A 24881-nucleotide genomic window follows, 5' to 3' on the forward strand; every position below is an offset into this window, starting at 1 on the left:
TGCCCGGCGCCACCCGGGCCTGTGGTGGCGAATTACGCTGTTTCGGCCAGAGCCTCCCGGGTCGGGAGCCCTTCGCTGTCCCCGATAACCTGAATCGCCAGGGAGCCAATTTTATTACCGCGCCGCACCGCCTGGGGCAGGGGTTTGCCCTCCAGCAGGGCACTTATCACGCCCACGGCGAAGCCATCCCCGGCGCCCACCGTGTCGACCACGTTCGCCACATAGAACGGATCCACCCGCCCCTTGTCCCCCTGGGCGGTCTTGTACCAGGCGCCCTCTGGCCCGGTTTTGATCACCACAATCTGCACCCCCTGGTCGAGGTAGAAATCGGCAATGCCTTCCGGCGTGCTGCGCCCGGTGAGGATCTCCCCCTCACGCAGGCCGGGGAGCACCCAGTCTGCCTGGCGCGCCAGCTTATTAAGCTGGGTGACCATCTCCTGCTGGCTGCGCCACAGGGAAGGGCGCAGGTTGGGATCAAAAGAGATAGTTTTACCCGCCGCGCGCATGGTGCGGGCGGCAAAATGCAGCAGCTCAAGGGAGGTGGCAGAGAGCGCCGCCGCCACCCCACTTAAATGCAGATGCCGGGCCGCGGAGAAACAGGCGCTGTTGAAATCATCACAGGAGAGGTGGCTGGCGGCGGATCCTTTGCGGAAATACTCTACAATGGGATCGGTTCCATTTTCTGCTTTCGATTTCAGCTGGAACCCGGTGGGGTAGCGGTCATCCAGGGTTACGCCCCGGGTGTCGATACCCTCTTTTTCCAGATGGTCGATAATAAAGCGGCCAAAGGAGTCATTCCCCACCCGGCTTATCCAGCACACCCGGTGGCCCAGGCGGGCCAGACCGGTTGCCACGTTAAGCTCTGCACCGGCTGCGCGCTTTGTAAAGTGGCAGGCTTCCGCCAGCGGGCCGCTCTCTGCGGCAACAAACATCGCCATGGCCTCGCCAATGGTGATGACATCCAGGGTCTGTGACATAACTTATTCCTCGCGCAGCAAATTAACGTAGCGGCGGGTGACCGCCACCAGGTCCGCTCCTTCCAGCGGGAACTCAATTCCCCGGGGAACGCTATCGGGAAGCTGGCGCAGCAGGGCTGACCAGCGCTCAGGCTCTGATGTGTCTGGCGGCACGGCCCGGAACTGGCCGTTATGGGGGCTGGCCGCTTTCACATGGATATAACTGACGGACGGCGCCAGATGGCGGGCCGCCTGCTCCGGGCTGTCGTCTACCCACAGCCAGTTGCCCATATCAAAAGTCAGGGTGACGGGCAGCGCGTTGACCCGGCAGGTGGCCTGGAAGCGCTGCATCGGGGCGAGGCGCCCGTTGGGGGTCTGGTCATTTTCAATCACCAGCGCAACGCTGCCGGGGGCAAGACAGTCGCGCAGCCCATCGAACGCAATGGTGCGCGGAGCCTCCCCCAGGGAGAGCTTCAGCCAGCGGGCCTTCAGGCGGGCGGCCTCTGCCAGCAGCTGCGGGAGCAGGGGGTTAAGCTGACCACTGGCGGTAAACAGCGGCTCTGGTGCTGAGTAGCAGGCGAATAAGTGCCGGGCGCGGATGGCCGCGCTGAGTGTGCCCAGATCCTCCAGTTCGCGGGCGCTACACAGCTCGCGGCGGATCTCTACCCCGTCGGCCCCGGCGGCGGCAATCACCGGCAGTAACGCCTGCTGCCCGCCCAGTGCTGCCACACGGTCATTGCCGTAGGCAGATGTTACAACAACGATCTCCCGTTTCATCCAGTACCCCGTATTCATTACATCTGGCTAACATGATCAATACAGTAGATGGAACCGGTTCCATAAAAAAGTGCCAGGTGGCGAATTTATGATCACTATCACGCAAACGCCTGGTCCGGAGGTAACTGTTCAGCAGGAAATGTCGCCCGGTGGGCAATAATGTGCCGCCCGGCACTAGCGGGCGGTGGAGCCGCGGATAATAAGCTCGCCGGAGAAGTTCTGCTCGCGTACCGGTTCGCTGTTGCCTTCGATCCGGCTGACAACCTGCTCCAGCGCCGCATAGCCTATCTGCCAGGTGGGCTGTTTGAGGGTGGTGATCCCCACGCCTGCCAGCTCTGCCCATTCCAGCTCATCAAACCCGAGCAGGCCAACATCGCTGCCCCAGTTAAGGCCCAGGCGGCGCAGGGCCCGGGCAACCTGAAGTGTCAGGGCCCCGTTGGCGGAGATAATCGCTTTGCGCATGCCCCGGTGGCTGGCGTGGAACTGGCGCAGGGTGGTGTCGAGGGTTTCGCTGTCGTGCAGCGGCACGCCTGCGCTTTCTGCCCGCACGTGGGGGTAGCGGCTCAGGGTGCGGCGAAATGCCTCCTGGCGCTCCCGGCGGGTATTCACGGTGCCCAGGGGCTCGCTGAGGAACAAAATCGCCTCAAACCCCTGCTGGACCAGGTGCTCTGTGGCGGTGGTGGCGGCCTGGTTGTTATCCAGCCCGACCATATCGCAGGCAAAACCGGGAATTTTACGGTCAATCAGCACCATCGGCAGGGCGGACTGTTGCAGGCGGTTAAGGGCCTCTTCGCGCATGCCGACCGCGTTGACCACAATCCCCTCCACCTGGTAGCTGCGCAGCAGATCCAGATAGTGCTGCTCCTGGTTGATTTCGTTATTGGTATTACAGACCAGCGGGGTAAAGCCCTGCTCCCGGCAGGCGGCTTCGATACCGCTTAATACGTCCACGGAGTAGGGGTTGGTGATATCGGCAATGATAAGCCCGATAAGCCGGGTGCGCCCGCGTTTGAGCCCCCGGGCCATCTGGCTCGGGCGGTAGTCGAGCCGGGCAATGGCCTGCTCAATACGCTGGCGTAAATCGTCAGACAGCAGGTTCTGCTCACCATTCAGATAGCGGGATACGCTGGTTTTTCCGGTATTTGCTGCTCTGGCCACATCGCTGATGGTGGGCCGGGATGATTTCACCATGTCTGTTCCCTCGCTGACGAAGAGAACACCTTAGCGCGAAACGCCGTGGGATCAAGCAATAACGCACCCCGCCTGGGGGGGTGCGCCGGGATTACTGCAGTGGGCTGAGGGTGATTTCAACCCGGCGGTTCTGGGCTTTACCCTCTTCGGTACTGTTGCTGGCGATGGGGTTCGCCGGGCCCATACCGGAGGTGCGCAGACGGCCCGCCGCCACCCCCTGGGTGATAAGCGCGCTGGCTACGGCATCTGCCCGCTGCTGAGACAGGCGCATATTCAGCGCCTGGCCGCCGGTGCTGTCCGTATAGCCCACCACGTTAACGGCGGTTTTGGCATACTCTTTGAGCACCATCGCCACCCCGGTCAGGGTATTGGCACCCGCCGGTTTCAGGGTGGCACTGCTGCTGTCGAAGGTGACGTTGTTTGGCATATTGAGGATGATATTGTCGCCATTGCGGGTCACGCTGACGCCGGTGCCCTGCATTTTCTGGCGCAGTTTTGCCTCCTGCACGTCCATGTAGTAACCCACACCGCCACCCAGTGCGGCACCGGCGGCCGCGCCGATAAGCGCCCCTTTACCGCGGTCTTTTTTAGATGACGAGAGCGCCCCGACACCGGCACCGACTAAAGAGCCAATGCCCGCGCCAATGCCGGATTTCCCCGCTTCACGCTCGCCGGTGTATGGGTTAGTGGTACAGCCGGAAACGGCCAGGGCACCGCTGACGACAGCGGCAATGAAAATGATGCTTTTTTTGTTCATATTTTCCCTAATCTGGATTCTTGTACGATAGCGCTTTACCAGGGTAAATCCGCAGTTGATTATGACGGGTAAATATGTTGAAAATTCCGTGAATCATTCTGAATTTTGTAAAGAAAACGCAATCAGATCCCCGCCGTTAACCAGGAGTCCGCTGTGGCACATGCATCCTCTACCCGCCAGATCCTTACCGCCGCTCACTGGGGGCCCGTGCAGGTTGAAACCGATGGTGAGCGGGTGCTCACTTCCCGCGGAGTATTAGATACCGCGCTACCTAACAGCCTGCAAACGGTGGTTGCCGACCAGGTCCACAGCCCGGCGCGTATCCGCTACCCCATGGCGCGCAAAGGCTTTCTCGCCTCGCCGGAGGCACCACTCGGCGAGCGGGGGAAAGATGAGTACGTGCGTATCAGCTGGGAGCAGGCGCTGGATCTGATTGATAAACAGCACCGGCGCATTCGCACCGCTTACGGCCCGGGGGCGATTTTTGCCGGTTCTTATGGCTGGCGCTCCATTGGCGTGCTGCATAAATCGTCCACGCTGTTGCAGCGCTATATGGCCCTTGCCGGGGGGTATGTGGGCCACCTGGGGGATTACTCCACCGGGGCAGCCCAGGTGATCATGCCTTATGTGCTGGGCTCTAATGAGGTGTACCAGCAGCAGACCAGCTGGCCGGTGGTGCTGGAGCACAGCGAGGTGGTGGTGCTGTGGAGCGCTAACCCGCTCAATACCTTAAAAATTGCCTGGAACGCCAGCGACGAGCAGGGGCTGAACTACATTGCCGCGCTGCGCGACAGTGGCAAAACGGTCATCTGCATTGATCCGATGCGCTCAGAAACGGTGGAATTCTTTGGTGAGCAGGCCCGCTGGGTAGCACCCCGCCCGGGCACGGATGTGGCGCTGATGCTGGGGATCGCCCATACCCTGGTGGTGAACCGCTGGCTGGACAGCGACTTCCTCGCCCGCTGCACCGAGGGTTACCCTCAGTTTGCCGACTACCTGACCGGGCTGGATGACGGCCAGCCGAAAGACGCCCGCTGGGCGGCGGCGATTTGCGGCGTGCCGCAAGCACAGATCTGCCAGCTGGCGGAGCTGTTCAGCCAGCGGCGCACCCTGCTGATGGGGGGCTGGGGCATGCAGCGCCAGCAGTACGGGGAGCAGCGCCACTGGATGCTGGTGACCCTGGCCGCCATGCTGGGGCAAATTGGCCTGCCCGGGGGCGGGTTTGGTTTTTCCTACCATTTTGCGAACGGCGGTAACCCCACCCGGCGGGCGGCGGTGCCCGCCTCCATGCAGAACACCCTGCCGGGGGCTGGCCGTGTGGTGGATAGCATCCCGGTGGCGCGCATTGTGGAGGCGCTGGAAAACCCCGGCGGGCACTACCGGCACAACGGAGAGGATAAAACCTTCCCCGACATCCGCTTTATCTGGTGGGCGGGGGGCAATAATTTTACCCACCACCAGGACACCAACCGGCTTATCCGGGCGTGGCAGAAGCCGGAGCTGGTGGTTATCTCCGAGTGTTACTGGACCCCGGCGGCAAAGCATGCGGATATCGTGTTACCGGCGACCACCAGCTATGAGCGCAACGATCTGACCATGACCGGTGACTACAGCCACCAGCACCTGGTGCCCATGAAGCAGGTTGTCGCCCCTCAGTATGAGGCGCGTAACGATTTCGATGTGTTCGCCGATCTCAGCGCCCGCCTCAGCGACGACGGGCGGCTGCGCTTTACACAAGGCAAAGATGAAATGGCCTGGCTGGCGGAGTTCTACCAGGTGGCCCGGCAGCGGGGGGCTGAGAAGGGGGTCGTCCTGGCGGATTTTGCCACCTTCTGGGCGGCAAACCAGCTGACTGAAATGCCGCAGCAGGAAGAGAATAACCGCTTTGTCCGCTTTGCGGATTTCCGGGCCGATCCCCGGGCGAACCCCCTGAAAACCCCGAGCGGCAAAATTGAGATTTACAGCGCGCGGATTGCCGGGTTTGGTGAGCCAGACTGCCCGCCACACCCGGCCTGGATAGCGCCGGATGCCTGGTGGGGCAACCGGGAGCCGGGGCAGCTTCAGCTCCTTTCTGCCCACCCGGCCCACCGGCTGCACGGGCAGTTGCACTACAGCCGCCTGCGGGAGCTGTACCAGGTGGCGGGCCGTGAGCCGGTTACCCTGCACCCGGATGACGCGGCCCGCTACGGCATTGCCCCGGGGGATCTGGTGCGGGTGTGGAACGCCTGCGGCCAGGTGCTGGCCGGTGCCCTGGTAAGCGACGGGATCCGCCCGGGGGTTATCTGTATCCATGAAGGGGCGTGGCCGGATCTGGCGCCAGAGGCAGGGGGGATTTGCCGGCAGGGGGCGGTAAACGTGCTGACCCGGGATATTCCCACCTCGCGCCTGGGGAATGGCTGCGCCGGGGGCATGGCGCTGGTATGGATTGAAAAATACAGCGGCCCGCAGCCTGCGCCCGCAGCGTTTATCCCCTGAGAGCCGGTCAGGATGACCAGTTCATAATCCAGGTGGGCAGGCGGGTCTCTTCCTGCCAGGCGCAGTCTTCAATATGAAACCCCTGGCTCAGGTAGAAGGCCACCGCCCGGTGGTTTTGCTGGTAGACCTCAAGGCTCAGGCGGGCAAAGCGCTGCTGGACATGGTGCATCAGCGCGCGACCTGTGCCTTGCCCCAGGTGCGCCGGGGCGACAAACAGCGCCCCGATAAACTGCCGCTCCAGCACGCTGATAAACCCCTCAAGCCCGCCGGGCCCTTCCCACACCCAGGTGCAGGCGTGGGGCAGGTACACATGGCGTACCACCGGCAGGCTTTCCTGCCAGTAGCCCGGGTCAATAAACGGGTGGGCCTGGGTGGTGCTCTCCAGCCACAGCGCCAGCAGGGCATCCATCTCCTGCGGGTGAAAACGGCGGATCACCGGGGGGCCTGCGGGTGGCAAAAGCAGCTGGTCACATGGTCGTTTACCAGGCCGCAGGCCTGCATAAAGGCATAGCAGATGGTGGAGCCGACAAATTTAAACCCGCGCTTTTTCAGCGCTTTTGACATGGCGTCTGATTCGGGGGTTGAGGCGGGCACCCCGGCCAGGCTGGCGCGCTGATTATCCCGGGGCTGGTTATCCACAAATCCCCAGATAAAGTCGCTAAATGACTCCCCGGCGGCCTCCATGGCAAGAAATGCCCGGGCATTACCAATAATGGCGGTAATTTTCCCCCGGTGGCGAATGATTCCGGCATCCTGAACCAGCCGTTCAATGTCGGCATCGGTCATTTTGGCCACCGCGTGGGGATCAAACTGATGAAACAGACGGCGGTAATTTTCCCGCTTTTTTAAGACGGTTATCCAGGATAACCCCGCCTGCTGCCCCTCCAGGCACAGCATTTCAAATAAACGCTGGCTGCGTTTTTCCGGTACACCCCATTCGGTGTCGTGATAAGTGAGGTAGAGCGGATCCTGAGTGACCCAGCCGCATCGTTGCATAGTTCTGTCCTGGTCGGGGGCGAATTGCGCAAAATCAGCCTGACAGGTGACTTGACGTAACCGCTTTTACGATAATAGTTAAATCATAGCGCATTGATAATGCACAGCCTGTGCCTTATCCGGCTCTTTTCCGGAGTCGTACCCCATGACGATTATAAAGATAAGCAGTGTGCGCCAGATTAGCTGGCGTATGGCAGTGGTGTCGTGGTGTCTGTTGTTTTCACCTGTGTCGCATGCCTGGCCCCAGGAGTACCAGGGGAGCGATGACGAGGGAAATACCCACTCCCGGTATACCTGGGATAGCGAGCATCAGCCGAACTACAGCGATATTCTGGCAAAACGCCTGAATGCGGGCGCCACCGCTCCGGGTGCGGCCGGGCTGTTTCTGGGCGGCAGCGCCACACTGGGCGAGCCGGACACCACCAGCCTCGGGGTCGGGTGGAATATCCCGCTGTCTGGCGCGGTGACCACCGGACCGGTAGCCAGCCTGAAGCGCGACAACGCCAGCCAGAACCATGACGAGGCCGCCCTGACCGGCGCGGGGCTGGCAGATCCTTTGCAGCGGGCGAGCATCAGCTCCCTGGGCTGGCGGGTCAACTACTCCCTGGGGGCGATTAACTCCTGGGCCGCGATCAGCGTTAACCACCAGTATGGCGATAATCTCTGGCGTGCCCAGCCGGGCACCGGCGCGGTAGCGCTCACCGGCCAGGAGAGCAACTGGAAGGATATCGCCCTCGGGGCGGATATGCCCCTGTACCCCAATGTGGCGGCCTGGGCGTCGCTCTCCCAGAGTGATGGCGCCCTCTACGGCAATGACTACATGTATAACCTCGGGGTGAGTGCGCGCTTCTGAGTAAGTCAGCACCCACTAACTTTAAAGCCGGGGCGCTGGCCCGGAAAAAGGCGCCCGCCCGGCCTCCGCTACGTCATTCATTCCGCTCTCGCGGCATTTCATTCCGTCTTTACGGCATCTCATGCCAAATTCCCCTGGAATAAAGCGCCATTCGGTAAGGTTATTCACAGACGATATTCCCGAATTGCTAACCCAGGTGGCTGCTATGAATACACCCTCTAATCACCATGTTCGCTGGTTTACCCTGCTGGGCACCATCATTACGCAGTTTGCGCTTGGCTCGGTATATACCTGGAGCCTGTTTAATGGCGCGTTGTCCGACAAGCTGGGCGAGCCGGTAAGCCAGGTGGCCTTTTCGTTCGGTATTTTAAGCCTTGGTCTGGCGCTCTCCTCTTCGGTTGCGGGGAAATTACAGGAGCGCTTCGGAGTGCGTAATGTCACTATCGCCTCCGGTGTGCTGCTGGGCCTGGGGCTGTATCTTACGGCGCACGCAAACAACCTGATGATGCTGTGGCTGAGCGCCGGGGTGCTGGTGGGCCTTGCGGACGGGGCCGGTTACCTGCTGACCCTCTCCAACTGTGTGAAATGGTTCCCGGAGCGTAAGGGGCTGATTTCTGCGTTTGCCATCGGTTCTTACGGGCTTGGCAGCCTCGGGTTTAAATTTATCGACAGCCAGCTGCTGGCATCCTACGGCCTGGAGCACACCTTTATTATCTGGGGTGCCCTGGTGGCGGTGATGATTATTGGCGGCGCCTTCCTGATGAAAGACGCTCCGCTGCAGCAGGCATCTGCCGGTAACGGCGAAACGGCCAAAGACTACACGCTGGCGCAGTCCATGCGTAAACCTCAGTACTGGATGCTGGCCGTGATGTTCCTGACCGCCTGCATGAGTGGCCTGTATGTAATTGGTGTGGCGAAAGATATTGCCCAGACCATGGCGCATCTGGATGTGGCGACAGCGGCAAACGCCGTAACGGTTATCTCCATCGCTAACCTGGGTGGCCGCCTGGTGCTGGGGATCCTGTCTGACAAAATGGCCCGTATCCGCGTTATCACCCTTGGGCAGATTATCTGCCTGATCGGGATGGCCGCACTGCTGTTCGCACCGCTCAATGCCTGGACCTTCTTCGCCGCTATCGCCTGTGTTGCCTTTAACTTCGGCGGGACTATCACCGTCTATCCGTCACTGGTGAGCGACTTCTTCGGCCTGAACAACCTGGCGAAAAACTACGGGGTGATTTATCTGGGGTTCGGTATCGGCAGCATCTGCGGCTCGATTATTGCCTCCCTGTTCGGTGGCTTCCACGTGACCTTCCTGGTGATTTTCGCCCTGCTGATTGTCTCCCTGGCGTTCTCTACCGCCATTCGCCGCCCGCAGGCGCTGAGCCTGCACCATTCCCACGCCTGATGCGGCTTTTCAGGTAACAGTAAATACTCACTAACCGCCCGGCTTCTGCCGGGCGGTTTTGTCTGAAAAGCGCATTTTCTGTTAACTCTGTGAAGTGGCTAGCATAATTAGCATCAACAATAAGTAAATGGCTCTTTATTTATCGGTAAAACGAACTACCGTATCCCCCCGAAGTCTTACCTCAGGTAAATGATTATTCTTTCTTCTGGTTTCGGGAAACTGCATGAAATTTATTAAATCGATGACTCAGCAGAGACTCTGCTTTCTGCTGGCGGTGTATATCGGCCTGTTTCTGAATATGGCCGTATTCTCCCGCCGCTTCGATAGTGATGTTGATGGGTTTGCCTCCCGGGAGCTGACCATGGGTGTGGAGCTGATGGCGACAATCCTGGTTACGTTCTTCCTGTTTCGCGTGTTATCGCTGGCCGGGCGCTTCACCTGGCGCGTGCTGGCCTCTCTGGTGGTGGTGTTTTCCGTAGCCGCCAGCTACTACATGACCTTTATGAACGTGATAATCGGCTACGGGATTATCGCCTCGGTCATGACAACCGATGTCGACCTCTCTAAAGAGGTGGTGGGCTGGCACTTTATCCTGTGGGTGGTGCTGGTGAGCCTTGCGCCTTTGTGGCTTATCTGGCGTAACGACTGCCAGCAAACCCTGCTGCGGCAGGTGCGCTCCCCGGGGCAGCACCTGAAAAGCCTGGGGATGCTGCTGGTGGCGGGCCTGCTGGTGTGGGCGCCTATCCGCATGATGGATAACGTGCAGAAAAAGCACGAGAAAGCCAGCCGGGTCGATCTGCCAAGCTATGGTGGCGTGGTGGCGAACTCGTACCTGCCGTCTAACTGGATCTCCGCACTGGGGCTGTATGCCTGGGCCCAGGTGGATGAATCGTCTGACAGCCGTTCGCTGCTCAACCCGGCAAAGAAATTTACCTACACAGCACCGCAGGATGACGACGACACCTGGGTGGTGTTTATCATCGGCGAAACCACCCGATGGGACCATATGGGGTTACTGGGCTACGGGCGCGATACCACCCCGAAACTGGCGGCAGAGAAAAACCTGGTGGCGTTCCGGGGCGAATCCTGCGACACGGCGACCAAGCTCTCCCTGCGCTGCATGTTTGTGCGTGAGGGCGGGGCTGCGGAGAACCCCCAGCGCACCCTGCATGAACAGAACGTATTTGCAGTGCTGAAGCAACTGGGCTTTGAGTCCACGCTTTCCGCCATGCAGAGCGAGATGTGGTTTTACTCCAACACCCTGGCCGACAATATTGCCTACCGGGAGCAGATTGGGGCAGAGCCCGCCAACCAGGGCAAGCAGGTAGACGACATGCTGCTGGTCGACGAAATGAAGCGCTATATGGCCGGTCAGCCCCAGGGGAAACAGCTGTATATCTTCCACACCAAAGGCTCGCATTTTTCCTATTCCCAGCGCTATCCGCGCAGCTTTGCCCGCTGGAAGCCGGAATGTGTGGGGGTGGATGACAACTGCACCCGGGAGGAGCTGGTCAACGCCTATGACAACTCGGTGCTGTATGTGGATACCTTTATTGATAGCGTGATTGACCAGGTTCGCGACAGGAAAGCCATTGTGTTTTATGCCGCCGACCACGGGGAGTCGATCAGCGAAGGGAAGCACCTGCACGGCACGCCGCGCAAACTGGCCCCGCCGGAGCAGTTCCGGGTGCCGATGATGGTCTGGATGTCGGACAAATACCTTGAAAACCCGCGCAACCAGCAGGCGCTGGCGCAGCTTAAAGCCGCGGCCGCCGGGAAGACCACACGCCACCACGTGGAGCTGTACGACACGGTAATGGGCTGCCTGGGCTACAGCTCACCGGACGGCGGCATCAACCAGAACAACAACTGGTGCCACATTCCGGCGCAGAAAAAATAGACCGCTGTATTATTTTCAGCCATTCAGTCAATTTTTTTTATTAAAGCATTGACGGGTATCCGGGGTAGCAGTAATATGCGCCCCGCATTCGGCGAGTAGCGCAGCCTGGTAGCGCAACACGTTCGGGACGTGTGGGTCGGAGGTTCAAATCCTCTCTCGCCGACCAATTCCTGAGAAACCCGCAACACTTGTGTTGCGGGTTTTTTGCATTCAGCCCCCACGCACGCATTTCCTGCCAGCGCTTATCCGTTTTGTGAACTGTTCCATTGAATTTTCTTATGACGTCTGACCACTTTTTATCTTTTGCTTAGCGGTCTCATCAGCATTTTTCCCTGCCAGCCTGGCAAGTTACAAAATAACTTGTTCATATCTTAGCCATTCAGGCTAAAACTTTACAAAAAATGGCTAAAATCTAATCACCATGTTTTAGTGCCGAATCAGTGTTTTTCACTGCTGAGGCGGCGGTAACATAATTTTCTGTGCTGTAAATCGGGCTTCGCGGTTTTTTTTCTCGTTGTGTGGCGCTTCGCAAAGCGCGTGTAAATCCCCGCGGCGTGTATTGACGACGGGCGGAAGTGTTGACAGATTGTGACACGGGAAGGGGAGTTTACGGACAGTATCTGCTGGAAAATACTGACCCTTCTGAAAGGATTCTCCATTCTCAATGCCTTTTGCAGGCGCTCCCGCACGGACCGGGTAAAAAATAAAAAAAGGTCTGGCGGACAACACAACACTTATCACATCGGAGCAAAACAACAATGCGAATCTCCTTGAAGAAATCAGGGGTGCTGAAGCTGGGCCTCAGCCTGGCGGCGCTCACCGTTGCCGCCGGCGTTCAGGCAAAAACACTGGTCTACTGCTCAGAAGGCTCCCCGGAAGGGTTTAACCCCCAGCTGTTCACCTCTGGCACCACTTATGATGCCAGCTCAGTGCCCATCTACAGCCGACTGGTGGAGTTTAAACTTGGCACCACTGATATTATCCCGGGCCTTGCGGAAAAGTGGGATGTCAGCGCCGACGGTAAAACCTACACCTTCCACCTGCGCAAAGGGGTGAAGTGGCAGGAGAGCAAACTCTTTAAACCGACCCGCGACTTTAACGCAGACGATGTGGTGTTCTCCTTCGACCGCCAGCAAAACCCCAAAAACCCGTATCACGGCGTGTCCGGCGGCAGCTATGAATACTTCGAAGGCATGGGCCTGCCCGCGCTGATAACCGGCGTGAAAAAAGTGGACGACTATACGGTTGAGTTCACCCTGAGCCGCCCGGAAGCGCCGTTCGTTGCCGACCTGGCCATGGACTTCGCCTCTATTCTTTCAAAAGAGTACGCCGACAATATGCTCAAGGCGGGCACCCCGGAGAAAGTCGATCTTAACCCTATCGGCACCGGCCCGTTCCAGCTGCTTCAGTACCAGAAAGACTCCCGCATTCTGTATAAAGCCTTCCCGGGATACTGGGGCACCAAACCGCAGATAGACCGGCTGGTGTTCTCCATCACGCCGGATGCCTCCGTGCGTTATGCCAAGCTGCAAAAAAATGAGTGTCAGGTGATGCCATACCCTAACCCGGCGGATCTGGCGCGCATGAAAGAAGACAAAAACATCAATCTGATGGAAATGCCGGGCCTGAACGTGGGTTACCTGTCGTTCAATACCGAGAAAAAACCCTTTGATAACGTGAAAGTCCGCCAGGCGCTGACCTGGGCGGTCAACAAAGAGGCGATCATCAAAGCGGTTTACCAGGGGGCAGGCCAGCCGGCGAAAAACCTGATCCCGCCGACCATGTGGGGCTATAACGACGCGGTACAGGATTACGGCTACGATCCGGAAAAAGCCAAAGCGCTGCTTAAAGAAGCCGGTATGGAAAAAGGCTTCAGCGTGGATCTGTGGGCGATGCCGGTTCAGCGCCCCTATAACCCGAACGCCCGCCGCATGGCTGAGATGATCCAGGCCGACTGGGCCAAAATTGGCGTGCAGGCCAAAATCGTCAGCTATGAGTGGGGCGAGTACCTCAAGCGCGCCAAAGCCGGTGAGCACCAGACCGTGATGATGGGCTGGACCGGGGACAACGGGGATCCGGATAACTTCTTCGCCACCCTGTTCAGCTGTGCCGCCGCCAAAGACGGCTCTAACTACTCCCGCTGGTGCTATAAGCCGTTTGAAGAGCTTATCCAGCCTGCCCGCGCCACCGACGACCACAACCAGCGTATCGCCCTGTACAAACAGGCCCAGGAGATGATGCACGATCAGGCCCCGGCACTGATTATTGCCCACTCCACCGTGTTTGAACCGGTGCGCAAAGAGGTGAAAGGCTACGTGGTAGATCCGCTTGGCAAGCACCACTTTGAGAACGTCTCCATCGAATAATCATATCCACAACAGGAGGGCTGCGAGCCCTCCGACGATAACGCCAGACACGCCGGTAACAGGTTGTGCTGTGTTACCGGCCCCCCGTGCGCGGGCGTCTGATTGGTGAGCAATATCGCCTGCCGGCCAGTGCGGCGGCAGGCTTTTACAGAGAACCAGGGATATGTTGCAGTTTATTCTCCGACGTCTGGGGGTTGTGATCCCGACGTTTATCGGCATTACCTTACTCACATTCGCGTTTGTCCACATGATCCCCGGCGATCCGGTAATGATCATGGCCGGGGAGCGCGGAATCTCCCCTGAACGCCACGCCCAGTTACTGGCCCAGCTCGGGCTGGACAAACCCCTGTGGCAGCAATACCTCAGCTACATCCAGGGGGTACTGCACGGGGATTTAGGGATCTCCCTGAAAAGCCGTTTACCGGTGTGGGATGAGTTTGTCCCGCGCTTTAAAGCCACCCTGGAGCTGGGCCTCTGCGCGATGCTGTTCGCCATGATTGTCGGCATCCCGGTGGGGGTGCTGGCGGCGGTTAAGCGCGGCTCCATCTTTGACCACTCCGCCGTGGGCCTGGCGCTGACCGGTTACTCCATGCCCATTTTCTGGTGGGGCATGATGCTTATCATGCTGGTGTCGGTACAGCTGAATCTGACCCCGGTTTCCGGGCGCATCAGCGATACGGTATTCCTTGACGACTCGCTCCCCCTGAGCGGTTTTATGCTGATTGATACCGCCCTCTGGGGCGAGCCCGGGGACTTTACCGATGCCCTGGTCCATATGATTTTGCCCGCCATTGTGCTGGGGACCATTCCGCTGGCGGTGATTGTGCGCATGACCCGCTCCGCGATGCTGGAAGTGCTCGGGGAGGACTATATCCGCACGGCCCGGGCAAAAGGGCTCAGCCGCATGCGGGTGATTGTGGTCCACGCCCTGCGCAACGCCATGTTACCGGTGGTCACGGTTATCGGTTTGCAGGTGGGCACGCTGCTTGCCGGGGCCATCCTGACGGAGACCATCTTCTCCTGGCCGGGGCTGGGGCGCTGGCTGATAGATGCCCTGCAACGCCGGGACTACCCGGTGGTTCAGGGTGGGGTACTGCTGGTGGCGACGATGATAATCCTCGTTAACCTGCTGGTTGATCTGCTTTACGGGGTGGTGAACCCGCGTATTCGCCACAGAAAGTAAGGGAGCCCTGATGACACAACTGAATGAAAATACCGTGCTGGCCGCACCGGTGCCGATGACGCCGCTTCAGGAGTTCTGGCACTACTTTAAGCGTAACAAAGGGGCGGTAGTGGGCCTGGTGTATGTGGTGGTGATGCTGATCATTGCCCTGTTTGCCAGTGTGCTGGCGCCCCACGGCCCGGCGGAACAGTTCCGCGATGCGCTGCTCCACCCGCCGGTCTGGCAGGAGGGGGGCTCCTGGCAATATATCCTTGGCACCGATGATGTGGGCCGCGATGTGCTGTCGCGCCTGATGTATGGCGCGCGCCTCTCGCTGCTGGTGGGCTGCCTGGTGGTGGCGCTGTCGCTGGTGATGGGGATTATCCTGGGGCTGGTGGCCGGTTACTTTGGCGGCCTGGTGGACACCATCATTATGCGGGTGGTGGATATTATGCTGGCGCTGCCCAGCCTGCTGCTGGCGCTGGTACTGGTGGCTATCTTCGGCCCGTCGATTGTTAACGCCTCCCTGGCGCTGACGTTTGTCGCCCTGCCGCACTATGTGCGCCTGACCCGGGGCGCGGTGCTGTCTGAGGTGCACCGCGATTATGTGACCGCCTCCCGGGTAGCGGGTGCAGGCGCAATGCGCCAGATGTTTATCAACATCTTCCCCAACTGCCTGGCACCGCTGATTGTTCAGGCCTCTCTCGGGTTTTCTAACGCCATCCTCGATATGGCCGCGCTCGGCTTTCTGGGCATGGGGGCGCAACCGCCAACCCCGGAATGGGGCACCATGCTTTCCGACGTGTTGCAGTTTGCCCAGAGTGCCTGGTGGGTGGTGACCTTCCCGGGGCTGGCCATTTTGTTAACGGTACTGGCATTTAACCTGATGGGCGACGGGCTGCGGGATGCGCTCGACCCCAAACTGAAGCAGTAAAGAGGCACCCAATGGCGTTACTGAATATAGATAAATTATCGGTGCATTTTGGCGAGAAAGAGGCCCCATTCCGTGCCGTTGACCGGGTGAGTTACCGGGTGGAGCGGGGCCAGGTAGTGGGGATTGTCGGCGAGTCCGGTTCGGGGAAATCGGTCAGCTCGCTGGCTATTATGGGGCTGATTGATTACCCGGGTCGGGTCATGGCCGAGCGGCTGATGTTCGATGGTCAGGATCTGCAACGCTTGTCTGAGCAGGAGCGTCGCCAGCTGGTCGGGGCCGATGTGGCGATGATTTTCCAGGATCCGATGACCAGCCTGAACCCCTGCTATACGGTGGGGTATCAGATTATGGAGGCCATAAAAGTACACCAGGGCGGCAACCGCCGCACCCGGCGCCAGCGGGCCATTGATCTGCTGACCCAGGTCGGGATCCCGGATCCGGCCTCCCGGCTGGGGGTGTTCCCGCACCAGTTATCCGGGGGCATGAGCCAGCGGGTGATGATCGCCATGGCGATAGCCTGCCGCCCGCGGCTGTTGATTGCCGATGAGCCCACCACCGCCCTGGATGTGACCATCCAGGCGCAGATTATTGAGCTGTTACTGGATCTGCAACAGCAGGAAAACATGGCGCTTATCCTGATAACCCATGACCTGGCGCTGGTGGCGGAAGCGGCCGATAAAATCATTGTGATGTATGCCGGGCAGGTGGTGGAAAGCGCCGACGCGCAGGATATTTTCCGCGCCCCGCGCCACCCCTATACCCAGGCCCTGCTGCGGGCGCTGCCGGAGTTTGCCCAGGATAAAGCCCGGCTGGCTTCCCTGCCGGGGGTAGTGCCGGGGAAATATGACCGGCCACAGGGCTGTTTGCTGAACCCGCGCTGCCCCTATGCCACCGATCGCTGCCGGGTGGAAGAGCCCCCGCTGCACAGCCTGCCGGGCGGCCGCCAGTCGAAATGTCACTACCCCCTTGATGATGCCGGGAGGCCCGCATAATGCATATTCAGTTAGTCAGCAGCCAGCCGCTACTCCGGGCGGAGGATCTGAAAAAGTATTACCCGGTGAAAACCGGCCTGTTCCGGCCCGAGCGGCTGGTCAGGGCGCTGGACGGGGTCTCTTTCACGCTGGAGCGCGGTAAAACGCTGGCGGTGGTGGGGGAGTCCGGCTGCGGGAAGTCGACACTCGGGCGGTTGCTGACCATGATAGAAACCCCCACCGGCGGGCAACTGCACTATCTGGGCCAGGATCTGCTGATCCCCGATCCCCAGGCTCAGAAGCTGCGGCGCCAGAAAATCCAGATTGTGTTTCAGAACCCTTATGGCTCCCTGAATCCGCGCAAAAAAGTGGGGCAGATTCTTGAAGAGCCGCTGGTTATCAACACCACCTTAAGCCGCGACGCCCGGCGGGAGAAAGCCCTCGCCATGATGGCGAAAGTGGGCCTGAAGCCCGAGCATTACGACCGCTACCCGCATATGTTTTCCGGCGGCCAGCGCCAGCGTATTGCCATTGCCCGGGGGCTGATGCTGGATCCGGATGTGGTAATAGCCGACGAGCCGGTCTCCGCGCTGGATGTGTCGGTGCGTGCCCAGGTACTGAACCTGATGATGGATCTGCAACAGGAGCTGGGGCTGTCTTATGTGTTTATCTCCCACGACCTGTCGGTGGTGGAGCATATCGCCGATGAGGTGATGGTGATGTACCTCGGGCGCTGTGTGGAGAAGGGCAGCAAGGCGCAGATTTTCACGAACCCGCAGCACCCTTATACCCAGGCGCTGCTTTCAGCCACCCCCCGGCTGAACCCGGATCAGCGCCGGGAGCGCATTAAGCTGAGCGGCGAGCTGCCAAGCCCGCTGAGCCCGCCACCGGGCTGTGCCTTCAGCGCCCGCTGCCGCCGGTGTATGACGAGCTGCACCCAGTCACCGCCAGAGCTGAAGAGCTATGAGGGCCAGCAGGTGGCCTGCTTTGCGGTGGAGCAGGACCACGCGATGTCTCAATAACAGAGGCTATTGCGGGTACGGCACCCAGTCACCGCCGCTCAGGCGAACATAAGGGTGCCCCTGATATTCCACCACCACTGCGTTAGCATTCTCGGAGACCACCGCAGATTGTGGCAGACCACGGGTCAGGGCATTCCAGTCCACCGTGTCTGCCACAAAGTTCCTGCCGTCGACGGTGCGGGCGACCAGCTCAGAGATAGCCAGAAAACTGCTGGGCTGTGTTATCTCAATGGGGGTGCCCTGGTGGGGCGCCTTCATGCCGGTAAATTTCACGCCGACCGGCACATGGGTTATCGACGGGCTGGGGATATCGCGCAGCCCGGAGATCTGCATTTTATCGCCCACCAGCGCGGCACCGTGTTCCGGCACCAGCAGCACCATCACCTTGCGGTTGCTTTTTTCCAGCGCACTCAGAAAGGCGTCCAGCTCATCGAACAGTTTTTTGGCCCGGGTGCGGTAGTCGGCGGTTTTACGGGTTCCGGCGATGTAGTTACCGTCGTGCAGCGGCAGCAGGTTAAAGAAGGTGGCGCTGCGCCCGCCTGGCTGCTGGCCGCTGTGCGCCATCCAGCGTTGCAGGATAGCCGCATCGTCATAGATGCGGGAGCCGTCAAAAGAGTGCAGGTTCAGGGGCAGGTTTTGCTGGTCCATCAGCGGTGCCTGCATTCCCCCTTGTTCGCGGATCTCTTTGAGCATATCGCCGAACACGCCATTGTGGTCGAGCATCAGCTGTGAGGTAAAACCGAGGCGGGCAAGGTTCTCAAACAGATAGCACTTGTTACCCGCCGCCGAATAGAGATCTTTATGCGATGGCTGCCCGCAACTGGCGCGCAGCAGGCGAATAGCCGCCGGGCCGCTGTATGAGGTGGCCGAATTAAAGTGCTTAAACACAATGTCAAAGTGCGACCACAGAGGGTGGGTATCCAGCCCGGTGGCCTGAATATCTGACCACGCCAGTGAGCAGATATTAATAACCAGCAGGTCGAAGGGCTGGGCATCGGCGGGCAGCGCGGTGGGGAAATTGGTCTGGCGCTTCGCTTCGCTGGCATAAAAACGGTTAAGCCAGTCGGTCAGGTTATCCGTGGTCGGGGGGGCGGTCTGGGCCGGAATATCATTTGCGGCAGCAGCGGCGGTCTGATCTGCGGCTGTGTGAGAGTTTCCGGCGCTCACCTCCGGGGCCCGTGTCAGCACTGGCCCGCCCGGGGTTGCCAGGTTTAGCCAGACCATGGCCGCCACGCTTATGGTGGTGACCCGGAGCCACTGGGCGATAAACAGCCAGCCTACCAGCATCACAAAGGCGACGCCGACCATTTTCCAGTTAATAAAGCGGGCTATCAGATCGACAATATAATCCAGGCTAAATTCGGTCAGCTGCGCGCCCTGGCTTATCAGGCTGTCCAGCCCCAGCAGCCAGGTATCGTGCCAGAACAGGCCAATGCCCACGGGAAAACTGATCCAGTTGCGCAGGGTATGCAGCCGCTCACCGGGCAGCGGCAGCAGTAGCCAGGCCATAAAAATCAGGTTCGCCAGCGGGTGAAAATTAAGATAACCGGCCCACAACAGGGCAAATTTAAACAGAAAATAGAGGTTCCACCCCGCCAGCCCCCGCCAGCGCCACCCGGTGGCGGGTGTGTGTACGGATTCAGTCATGTTTACGCGTGGCCCCGGGTGCGGCAGAGCGACGTATCACCCCGGCGGGTTTCAGGTATCTGGCCGTGAAAAACGTGCGCGTTACGCGGGCGATTATCCCGGGTAATCGCGGGTGCAGGGCGTAGCCCAGCGGTATAAAAATGACCGCACACAGAAAAATCAGCTGTAAAATATCGTTAATATTCATGAGGGTTACGGATCCTGCGGGTTCCCGGTGAGCAGGGTGACGGGCTGTGGCTCCCGCCGCCATCCCTGCTCGTTGTAATGGATGTTCATGGCATCCTGACTGCCTGATGTCTGAGGGAGAGGCTGATTAAGCTGCCCCAGGCTGGATTTGCCCATCTCAACGAGCTGGGCCGCAATGTTTTTATCCTCATACCATACGGTGCGGTTAGCGATAATATCGGCCACAGGGAACGGGAAGATCCGGCTGAGCGCCTTGTCGAGATCGTTAATCAGGCAAAAAGAGAGAAACAGAAATATCTGTCCGTGGCCGATGGTCATGATGTCGCCCGTGCGGTTAGGGCGGCACAGGGTCAGCGCCTGTTCTGCCCGCAGGCCGGCAACCGGGCGCATGGCGACCAGAACGCCTTTACTGTCGAAGGCGATCAGCGGGTTATTCAGCAGATCGTTAATGGCGCGGCAAAAGGTCTCCCAGGGCTGGAGACCCTTAAGTGATAGCGGGCGGACGGAGTTGATCAACTGGTCGAAGTCCCGGGGAACATGCTGGTGGAAGACCTGGCTTTTGATGGCGTCAATCATGGCGAGGCTGCGCGAAAGCGTAATGGTCCAGGGTATTACCATATTGGCGCCGCAGCCCAGTAACAGGCGTTCGTCGGTGGCGCGCAGGCAGGGATTCTTCTCCCGGATAACCAGCTTCAGGGCTGAGCCGCGCTGCAAGCGCAAAGAGTGTACCGCCCGGGCTACGCGCTCGACCTGGCCTACCTGGCTGAGAGAGAAAATCACCGTGGCGGCACTGGCACTACGGGCGGCCTCGAACAGTGCGTTACTCGTGCTAAAGAGCACCCAGTGTTCCGAGAACGCCGGTGCCCCTTCCAGCACATCTGTCTGACACAAAATACGCTGATCGTCCGTGTAGCTTTGTGGGGGGGTATCTGTGGACGTGAGCACTTCCCAGCCGTTTTCGGTGTGCGTTACCGGCACCTGGCTGCGCCCGGCAATGCCTTTATCACTGCACCACCACTGCACGCTATAGCGGTGCTGATCACTCTGATAATGTAAATCCGCAAGGCCGGAAAGACGGGGATACTCTCCCATTAAGCGTGCGGTTTGTTTGCCAAGACTATTTCCCGGATTTAACACTAACAGACTGGCGTGGTGTGCATTAGTCCAGCGTGACGTTATTGTCAACCATGAAACTAACTCACTGTTATTAACATTTTCGAAAATTTTTTCACTTAATAAAAGAATAATAAAAAAATGTTCCGGATTAATGTTTCTGATTAAATCAGAGGAAAATGCCTGTAATGCTTTTATCTGCCCAGGCATGGTAAATAATGAAACTTTCCCGGGCCCGCTATTTGCCGCGAGGGTGATCTGCTCCAGGTCTGTTTTATCCATGACAACTGCCGCACAGCGTGCGTCAGGCGCCTGTTCAGCCAGTGTTGCGTTAAGCAGGGAAAGCGCATCCTGTTTACGATCTGTGTTAATCCACCATATTCCCCCGGCAGGCATATGACTCAGTTCGGCCCAGAGCGGTCGGATACCGAGCGAAAAAACTGGACCCATTGTCATCCTCGTGAAAATAGAAACAGGCTTTTGCCAGTATACGCGTGAGTACCAGAAAATAAACGGCTATTGAAAATAAAATATAGCAGTTCTATCATTCAGTTAAAGATTATCGCCTACATCATTAATGCAGGACCTGAATCATTATAGCCTGGATGAGAATGGGGAACGAAAATGAACATTAATGATGTATCCCGTAGCAGGAAAAGTGTCGTGGCTTATGCTTTTGAAAATGATTTTCTTGCCCTGCAACGGATCTTTGCGCTGCCCGACATTCACTACTCAGATATCTCTCAAAATGAACGGCTGTCTGCTGCATTGCAGCGCTGGCCGTTGCTGGCGGAATTCGCTGAAAAAAAACAGGGATAACAGGAGTTTTACTGATGGCTATTATTGGTATCCAGGGCGCGCGGCGGGGTGGGCACCTCGTCGGTGGTGGCAGGCCTGGGGTGGGCGCTAAAGCAACTGGGTGAAACGGTACTGGTGATTGATGCCTGCCCCGACAATATGCTGCGCCTGTTTTTCAATATTGCCGTAACGCATCCTGGCGGATGGGCCCGCGCCTTACTGGATAACCACCCCTGGCAGCAGAGCGCCTGGCGCTATGCCAGTGGCCTTGAGCTGCTGCCTTTCGGCCAGCTTACCCTCGCTGAATGGGGGGCCGCCAGCGCCAGCGGCTCACCGTTGCCCGGTTTTTCCGCCGGGTTACACAGCCTGAAAACCAGCCGGTGTTGGCAGTGGATCCTGGTGGATTTACCGGCGGGCTACTCCCCCCTTAACCAGGCGCTGATGGCGGAAATGGAGCATTTACTCACCCTGATCCGCCCGGATCCTAACTGTCATGTGCGCCTGCATCAGCAGGCGGTGGCGAAAAACGCCCACCTGCTGGTCAATGGCTTTGATGCGAAGAGCGAGCTACAGTCAGATATTTTACAGTTATGGTTAAAGAGCCTGCCCCGTATTTTGCCGGTGGTGGTGCACCGCGATGAAGCGGTCACCGAGAGCCTGGCGGCGAAGCAGCCGGTGGGAGAATACCGTAAGGACTCCCTGGCCGCAGAGGAGATGCTCACCCTGGCGAACTGGTGTCTGCTGCATTTTTCCGGGAGCCATGGTTAATGGGCTGGCATGGCGGGTTAATGATACCGCCAGTCGCGGGGCGCCTGGCTAAGCGGTATATGCACTACCGGCGTCACAGTGCGCCGCCGTTCAGCGCTTTTACGGGCTGCCTGATGGTGATGCTGGCGTGGGCATTTTTACCGCTGGAAAATGCCCGCTGGCAGCAGATACTGGCCCGGCGCAAGCTCTACTGGCCGCAAGTGGATGCAGATCGCCCGCGACCGCTGGATATTGTGCGCTACCTGATCCAGAGCCTGTGGCTGATATTGTGGTGCCCGTCGCGTGCTGCGGTGGCAAGATCTGCCCCGGGAGACTCCCCCATTGCCCGTCTGTGGCAGCGCTACCGGCGGTGGGCTGATGCGCTGCCCCTGCGGGTGGCAAACAGCAGGGGCCTGAATGCGGCGGATCACGGCTTTGAGGGGCTGAGTTTTCGCACGCGGCTGATAGTGCTGTATACGGTGTGCACTGTGGCGCTGATTCTGGCGCTGGTGTGTATTACCCAGCCTTTTAACCCGCTGTCGCAATTTGTTTTTTTGCTGACCCTATGGGGTGTGGCCCTGGTTATCCGCCGTTTCCCGGGGCGCTTTCCGTCGATGATGATGATCGTGCTGTCGCTGACGGTCTCCGGCCGCTATATCTGGTGGCGGGTGACTGCCACGCTTAACTGGCACGATCCGCTTAGCCTGACATGTGGCCTGATCCTGCTGTTTGCCGAAATCTACGCCTGGCTGGTACTGGTGCTGGGGTATTTTCAGGTTATATGGCCCCTCCACCGCCAGCCGGTACAACTGCCGCTGGCAATGGAAAAATGGCCGCAGGTCGATATTTTTATTCCTACCTACAACGAAGATCTGCACGTGGTAAAAGGCACGGTTTACGCCTCGCTGGGGATAGACTGGCCCAAAGATAAGCTCAGTATCTGGCTACTGGATGATGGCGGACGCCCGGAGTTTGAAGATTTCGCCCGCGACGCAGGTATCCACTATCTGGCGCGTAAAACCCATGAACACGCGAAAGCGGGCAATATTAACCACGCACTGCAGTACGCCCGCGGTGAATTCGTGGCGATTTTTGACTGTGACCACTTACCCACCCGCTCTTTTCTGCAACTGACCATGGGCTGGTTCTACAAAGATAAAAAACTGGCGATGATGCAGACGCCACACCACTTTTTTTCCCCCGATCCCTTTGAGCGCAACCTCGGGCGTTTTCGTAAAACCCCTAACGAGGGGATGCTGTTTTACGGCCTGGTGCAGGACGGCAACGACATGTGGGATGCCACGTTCTTTTGCGGCTCCTGTGCGGTGATCCGACGAGGGCCGCTGGATGATATTGGCGGGATTGCGGTAGAGACCGTCACCGAGGATGCCCACACCTCGCTGCGCCTGCATCGCCGTGGTTATACCTCTGCCTATATGCGCATTCCCCAGGCGGCGGGGCTGGCGACAGAAAGTTTGTCGGCACATATCGGCCAGCGTATTCGCTGGGCGCGGGGGATGGTGCAAATCTTCCGTCTGGATAATCCGCTACTGGGCCGGGGGCTAAAACTGGCCCAGCGCCTGTGCTATACCAATGCGATGCTGCATTTTTTGTCGGGGATCCCGCGGCTTATCTTTCTGACCGCACCGCTGGCGTTCCTGCTGCTGCATGCCTATATCATTTACGCCCCGGCGCTGATGATAGCGCTCTTCGTTCTGCCGCACATGATCCACGCCGGCCTGACTAACTCACACATTCAGGGCAAATACCGCCACTCTTTCTGGGGGGAGATCTACGAAACGGTGATCGCCTGGTATATTGCCCGCCCGACGCTGGTGGCGCTGTTTAATCCCCGTAAGGGGAAATTTAATGTCACCGCGAAAGGCGGCCTGGTAACGCATGAATACATCGACTGGATAATCAGCCGTCCTTATCTGGTGCTGGTGTTGTTAAACATTCTGGGCGTGCTGGCCGGGGGGATCCGCATGATCTACGGCCCCCGGGATGAGCTGCTGACGGTGATTATCAGCCTGCTGTGGGTGTTTTATAACTTACTGATCCTTGGCGGTGCGGTGGCGGTATCGGTGGAAAGTAAGCAGGTGCGCCAGGCAAACCGGGTGGAGATCGCGCTACCGGCCGCCATTGGCCGCGATGACGGGCACCTGTTCCCCTGCACCATTCGTGACTATTCCGAGTCCGGGGTGGGGATTGTGCTGCACAGCCATGCCGGGCTGCTGGACGGGCAGAAGGTGGATTTGATTCTTAACCGCGGCCAGCAGTCTTTCGCGTTCCCCGCCCGGGTTATCCGCATTGCCGGTCAGCGTATCGGCCTGGAGCTTGACCCCCTGACGACCAGGCAACATATTGATTTTATTCAGTGCACTTTTGCCAGAGCCGATACCTGGGCCCTGTGGCAAGACAGCTTCCCCCAGGATAAGCCGATGGAGAGCCTGCTGGATATTCTGATGCTCGGCTTCCGGGGGTATCGCCACCTGGCGGTCTTTGCACCGTCTAAAGTGAAATATGTGTTCCGTTTTCTTACCGCGTTAGTGGACTGGGTGGTCTCTTTTATTCCCCGGCGCGCGGTGGTCGCGCACGGCCAGATCAGGCATTAATTCAACA

21 protein-coding genes and 1 tRNA gene are annotated in these 24881 nt (G+C 59.0%); 13 read left to right on the plus strand and 9 right to left on the minus strand.

All coding sequences use genetic code 11. From position 1 onward, the window contains the following. Positions 1–32: 32 nt before the first annotated feature. From EBL_RS00605 to EBL_RS00620, 4 genes are all read right to left on the minus strand, one after another. A complete protein-coding gene (locus EBL_RS00605) occupies positions 33–977 on the minus strand; it encodes a sugar kinase (RefSeq protein WP_002440666.1) in 945 nt (314 codons plus the stop codon). A gap of 3 nt (positions 978–980) precedes the next feature. Next, positions 981–1733, minus strand: coding sequence for a sugar phosphate isomerase/epimerase family protein (locus EBL_RS00610; protein WP_002440664.1), 753 nt, complete (start codon positions 1731–1733; stop codon positions 981–983). A gap of 174 nt (positions 1734–1907) precedes the next feature. Then, positions 1908–2924 carry a LacI family DNA-binding transcriptional regulator gene (locus EBL_RS00615; RefSeq protein WP_002440663.1) on the minus strand — a complete coding sequence of 339 codons (1017 nt, stop codon included), beginning with the start codon at positions 2922–2924 and terminating at the stop codon, positions 1908–1910. 91 nt (positions 2925–3015) lie between these two features. Then, the gene (locus tag EBL_RS00620) at positions 3016–3681 is read right to left on the minus strand and encodes an OmpA family lipoprotein (RefSeq protein WP_002440661.1); all 666 of its coding nucleotides are present in this window, start codon (positions 3679–3681) and stop codon (positions 3016–3018) included. 153 nt (positions 3682–3834) lie between these two features. On the opposite strand from EBL_RS00620, the gene EBL_RS00625 reads away from it, so the two are divergent. After that, positions 3835–6156 (plus strand): molybdopterin guanine dinucleotide-containing S/N-oxide reductase, encoded by a 2322-nt coding sequence (locus EBL_RS00625; protein WP_002440660.1) that lies wholly within the window; start codon positions 3835–3837, stop codon positions 6154–6156. A 7-nt stretch (positions 6157–6163) separates the two neighbouring features. Here EBL_RS00625 and EBL_RS00630 read toward each other — a convergent pair whose 3' ends face one another. Next, positions 6164–6565 carry an N-acetyltransferase gene (locus EBL_RS00630; protein ID WP_014715719.1) on the minus strand — a complete coding sequence of 134 codons (402 nt, stop codon included), beginning with the start codon at positions 6563–6565 and terminating at the stop codon, positions 6164–6166. A 23-nt stretch (positions 6566–6588) separates the two neighbouring features. After that, positions 6589–7152 (minus strand): DNA-3-methyladenine glycosylase I, encoded by a 564-nt coding sequence (gene tag / locus EBL_RS00635; RefSeq protein WP_002440658.1) that lies wholly within the window; start codon positions 7150–7152, stop codon positions 6589–6591. 145 nt (positions 7153–7297) lie between these two features. Here tag and EBL_RS00640 point away from each other — a divergent pair, with 145 nt between their 5' ends. The 9 genes from EBL_RS00640 (at position 7298) to dppF (ending at position 17768) form a co-directional block, all read left to right on the plus strand. Next, positions 7298–8005, plus strand: a complete 708-nt coding sequence (locus tag EBL_RS00640) for an autotransporter outer membrane beta-barrel domain-containing protein (protein WP_002440657.1) — start codon at positions 7298–7300, stop codon at positions 8003–8005. A gap of 205 nt (positions 8006–8210) precedes the next feature. Further along, entirely contained in the window at positions 8211–9413 is a 1203-nt protein-coding gene (locus EBL_RS00645) for an L-lactate MFS transporter (protein WP_002440656.1), read from the plus strand. 223 nt (positions 9414–9636) lie between these two features. Continuing rightward, positions 9637–11313, plus strand: coding sequence for a kdo(2)-lipid A phosphoethanolamine 7''-transferase (eptB, locus tag EBL_RS00650; protein ID WP_002440655.1), 1677 nt, complete (start codon positions 9637–9639; stop codon positions 11311–11313). Positions 11314–11402: 89 nt separating this feature from the next. Continuing rightward, positions 11403–11479: transfer RNA gene (locus tag EBL_RS00655), tRNA-Pro, on the plus strand. A 592-nt stretch (positions 11480–12071) separates the two neighbouring features. Further along, positions 12072–13679 (plus strand): dipeptide ABC transporter periplasmic-binding protein DppA, encoded by a 1608-nt coding sequence (gene dppA / locus EBL_RS00660; RefSeq protein ID WP_002440653.1) that lies wholly within the window; start codon positions 12072–12074, stop codon positions 13677–13679. 163 nt (positions 13680–13842) lie between these two features. Further along, a complete protein-coding gene (gene dppB, locus EBL_RS00665) occupies positions 13843–14862 on the plus strand; it encodes a dipeptide ABC transporter permease DppB (protein ID WP_002440651.1) in 1020 nt (339 codons plus the stop codon). 10 nt (positions 14863–14872) lie between these two features. After that, positions 14873–15775, plus strand: coding sequence for a dipeptide ABC transporter permease DppC (dppC, locus tag EBL_RS00670; protein WP_002440649.1), 903 nt, complete (start codon positions 14873–14875; stop codon positions 15773–15775). Positions 15776–15786: 11 nt separating this feature from the next. Further along, on the plus strand, positions 15787–16767 hold the full coding sequence (dppD, locus tag EBL_RS00675; protein WP_002440647.1) for a dipeptide ABC transporter ATP-binding protein: 981 nt from the start codon (positions 15787–15789) through the stop codon (positions 16765–16767). Further along, positions 16767–17768 carry a dipeptide ABC transporter ATP-binding subunit DppF gene (gene dppF / locus EBL_RS00680; RefSeq protein WP_002440645.1) on the plus strand — a complete coding sequence of 334 codons (1002 nt, stop codon included), beginning with the start codon at positions 16767–16769 and terminating at the stop codon, positions 17766–17768. Before dppD ends, dppF begins: the two co-directional genes overlap by 1 nt. Positions 17769–17774: 6 nt before the next feature. Here the strand turns inward: dppF and bcsG are convergent, their stop codons facing one another. From bcsG to bcsE, 3 genes are read right to left on the minus strand one after another with little or no spacing between them, the layout of a single operon-like run. Continuing rightward, positions 17775–19415, minus strand: a complete 1641-nt coding sequence (bcsG, locus tag EBL_RS00685) for a cellulose biosynthesis protein BcsG (protein WP_002440643.1) — start codon at positions 19413–19415, stop codon at positions 17775–17777. Next, complete coding sequence (gene bcsF, locus EBL_RS00690) at positions 19408–19602, minus strand: cellulose biosynthesis protein BcsF (RefSeq protein ID WP_002440641.1); 195 nt, start codon at positions 19600–19602, stop codon at positions 19408–19410. The genes bcsG and bcsF overlap by 8 nt, the downstream gene beginning before the upstream one ends. 5 nt (positions 19603–19607) lie before the next feature. Then, positions 19608–21164, minus strand: coding sequence for a cellulose biosynthesis protein BcsE (gene bcsE, locus EBL_RS00695; protein ID WP_014715722.1), 1557 nt, complete (start codon positions 21162–21164; stop codon positions 19608–19610). A gap of 174 nt (positions 21165–21338) precedes the next feature. Between bcsE and bcsR the strand changes: the two genes are divergently transcribed. Genes bcsR through bcsA form a run of 3 tightly spaced genes read left to right on the plus strand, consistent with a single transcriptional unit; the run spans position 21339 to position 24874 of the window. Beyond that, entirely contained in the window at positions 21339–21533 is a 195-nt protein-coding gene (gene bcsR, locus EBL_RS00700) for a cellulose biosynthesis protein BcsR (protein WP_002440639.1), read from the plus strand. Positions 21534–21557: 24 nt separating this feature from the next. Beyond that, a complete protein-coding gene (bcsQ, locus tag EBL_RS00705) occupies positions 21558–22280 on the plus strand; it encodes a cellulose biosynthesis protein BcsQ (protein ID WP_002440638.1) in 723 nt (240 codons plus the stop codon). Further along, a complete protein-coding gene (gene bcsA, locus EBL_RS00710) occupies positions 22280–24874 on the plus strand; it encodes a UDP-forming cellulose synthase catalytic subunit (protein ID WP_002440637.1) in 2595 nt (864 codons plus the stop codon). The genes bcsQ and bcsA overlap by 1 nt, the downstream gene beginning before the upstream one ends. Positions 24875–24881: the final 7 nt, after the last annotated feature.

This window comes from Shimwellia blattae DSM 4481 = NBRC 105725 (assembly GCF_000262305.1).
GTDB classification, from domain to species: domain Bacteria; phylum Pseudomonadota; class Gammaproteobacteria; order Enterobacterales; family Enterobacteriaceae; genus Shimwellia; species Shimwellia blattae.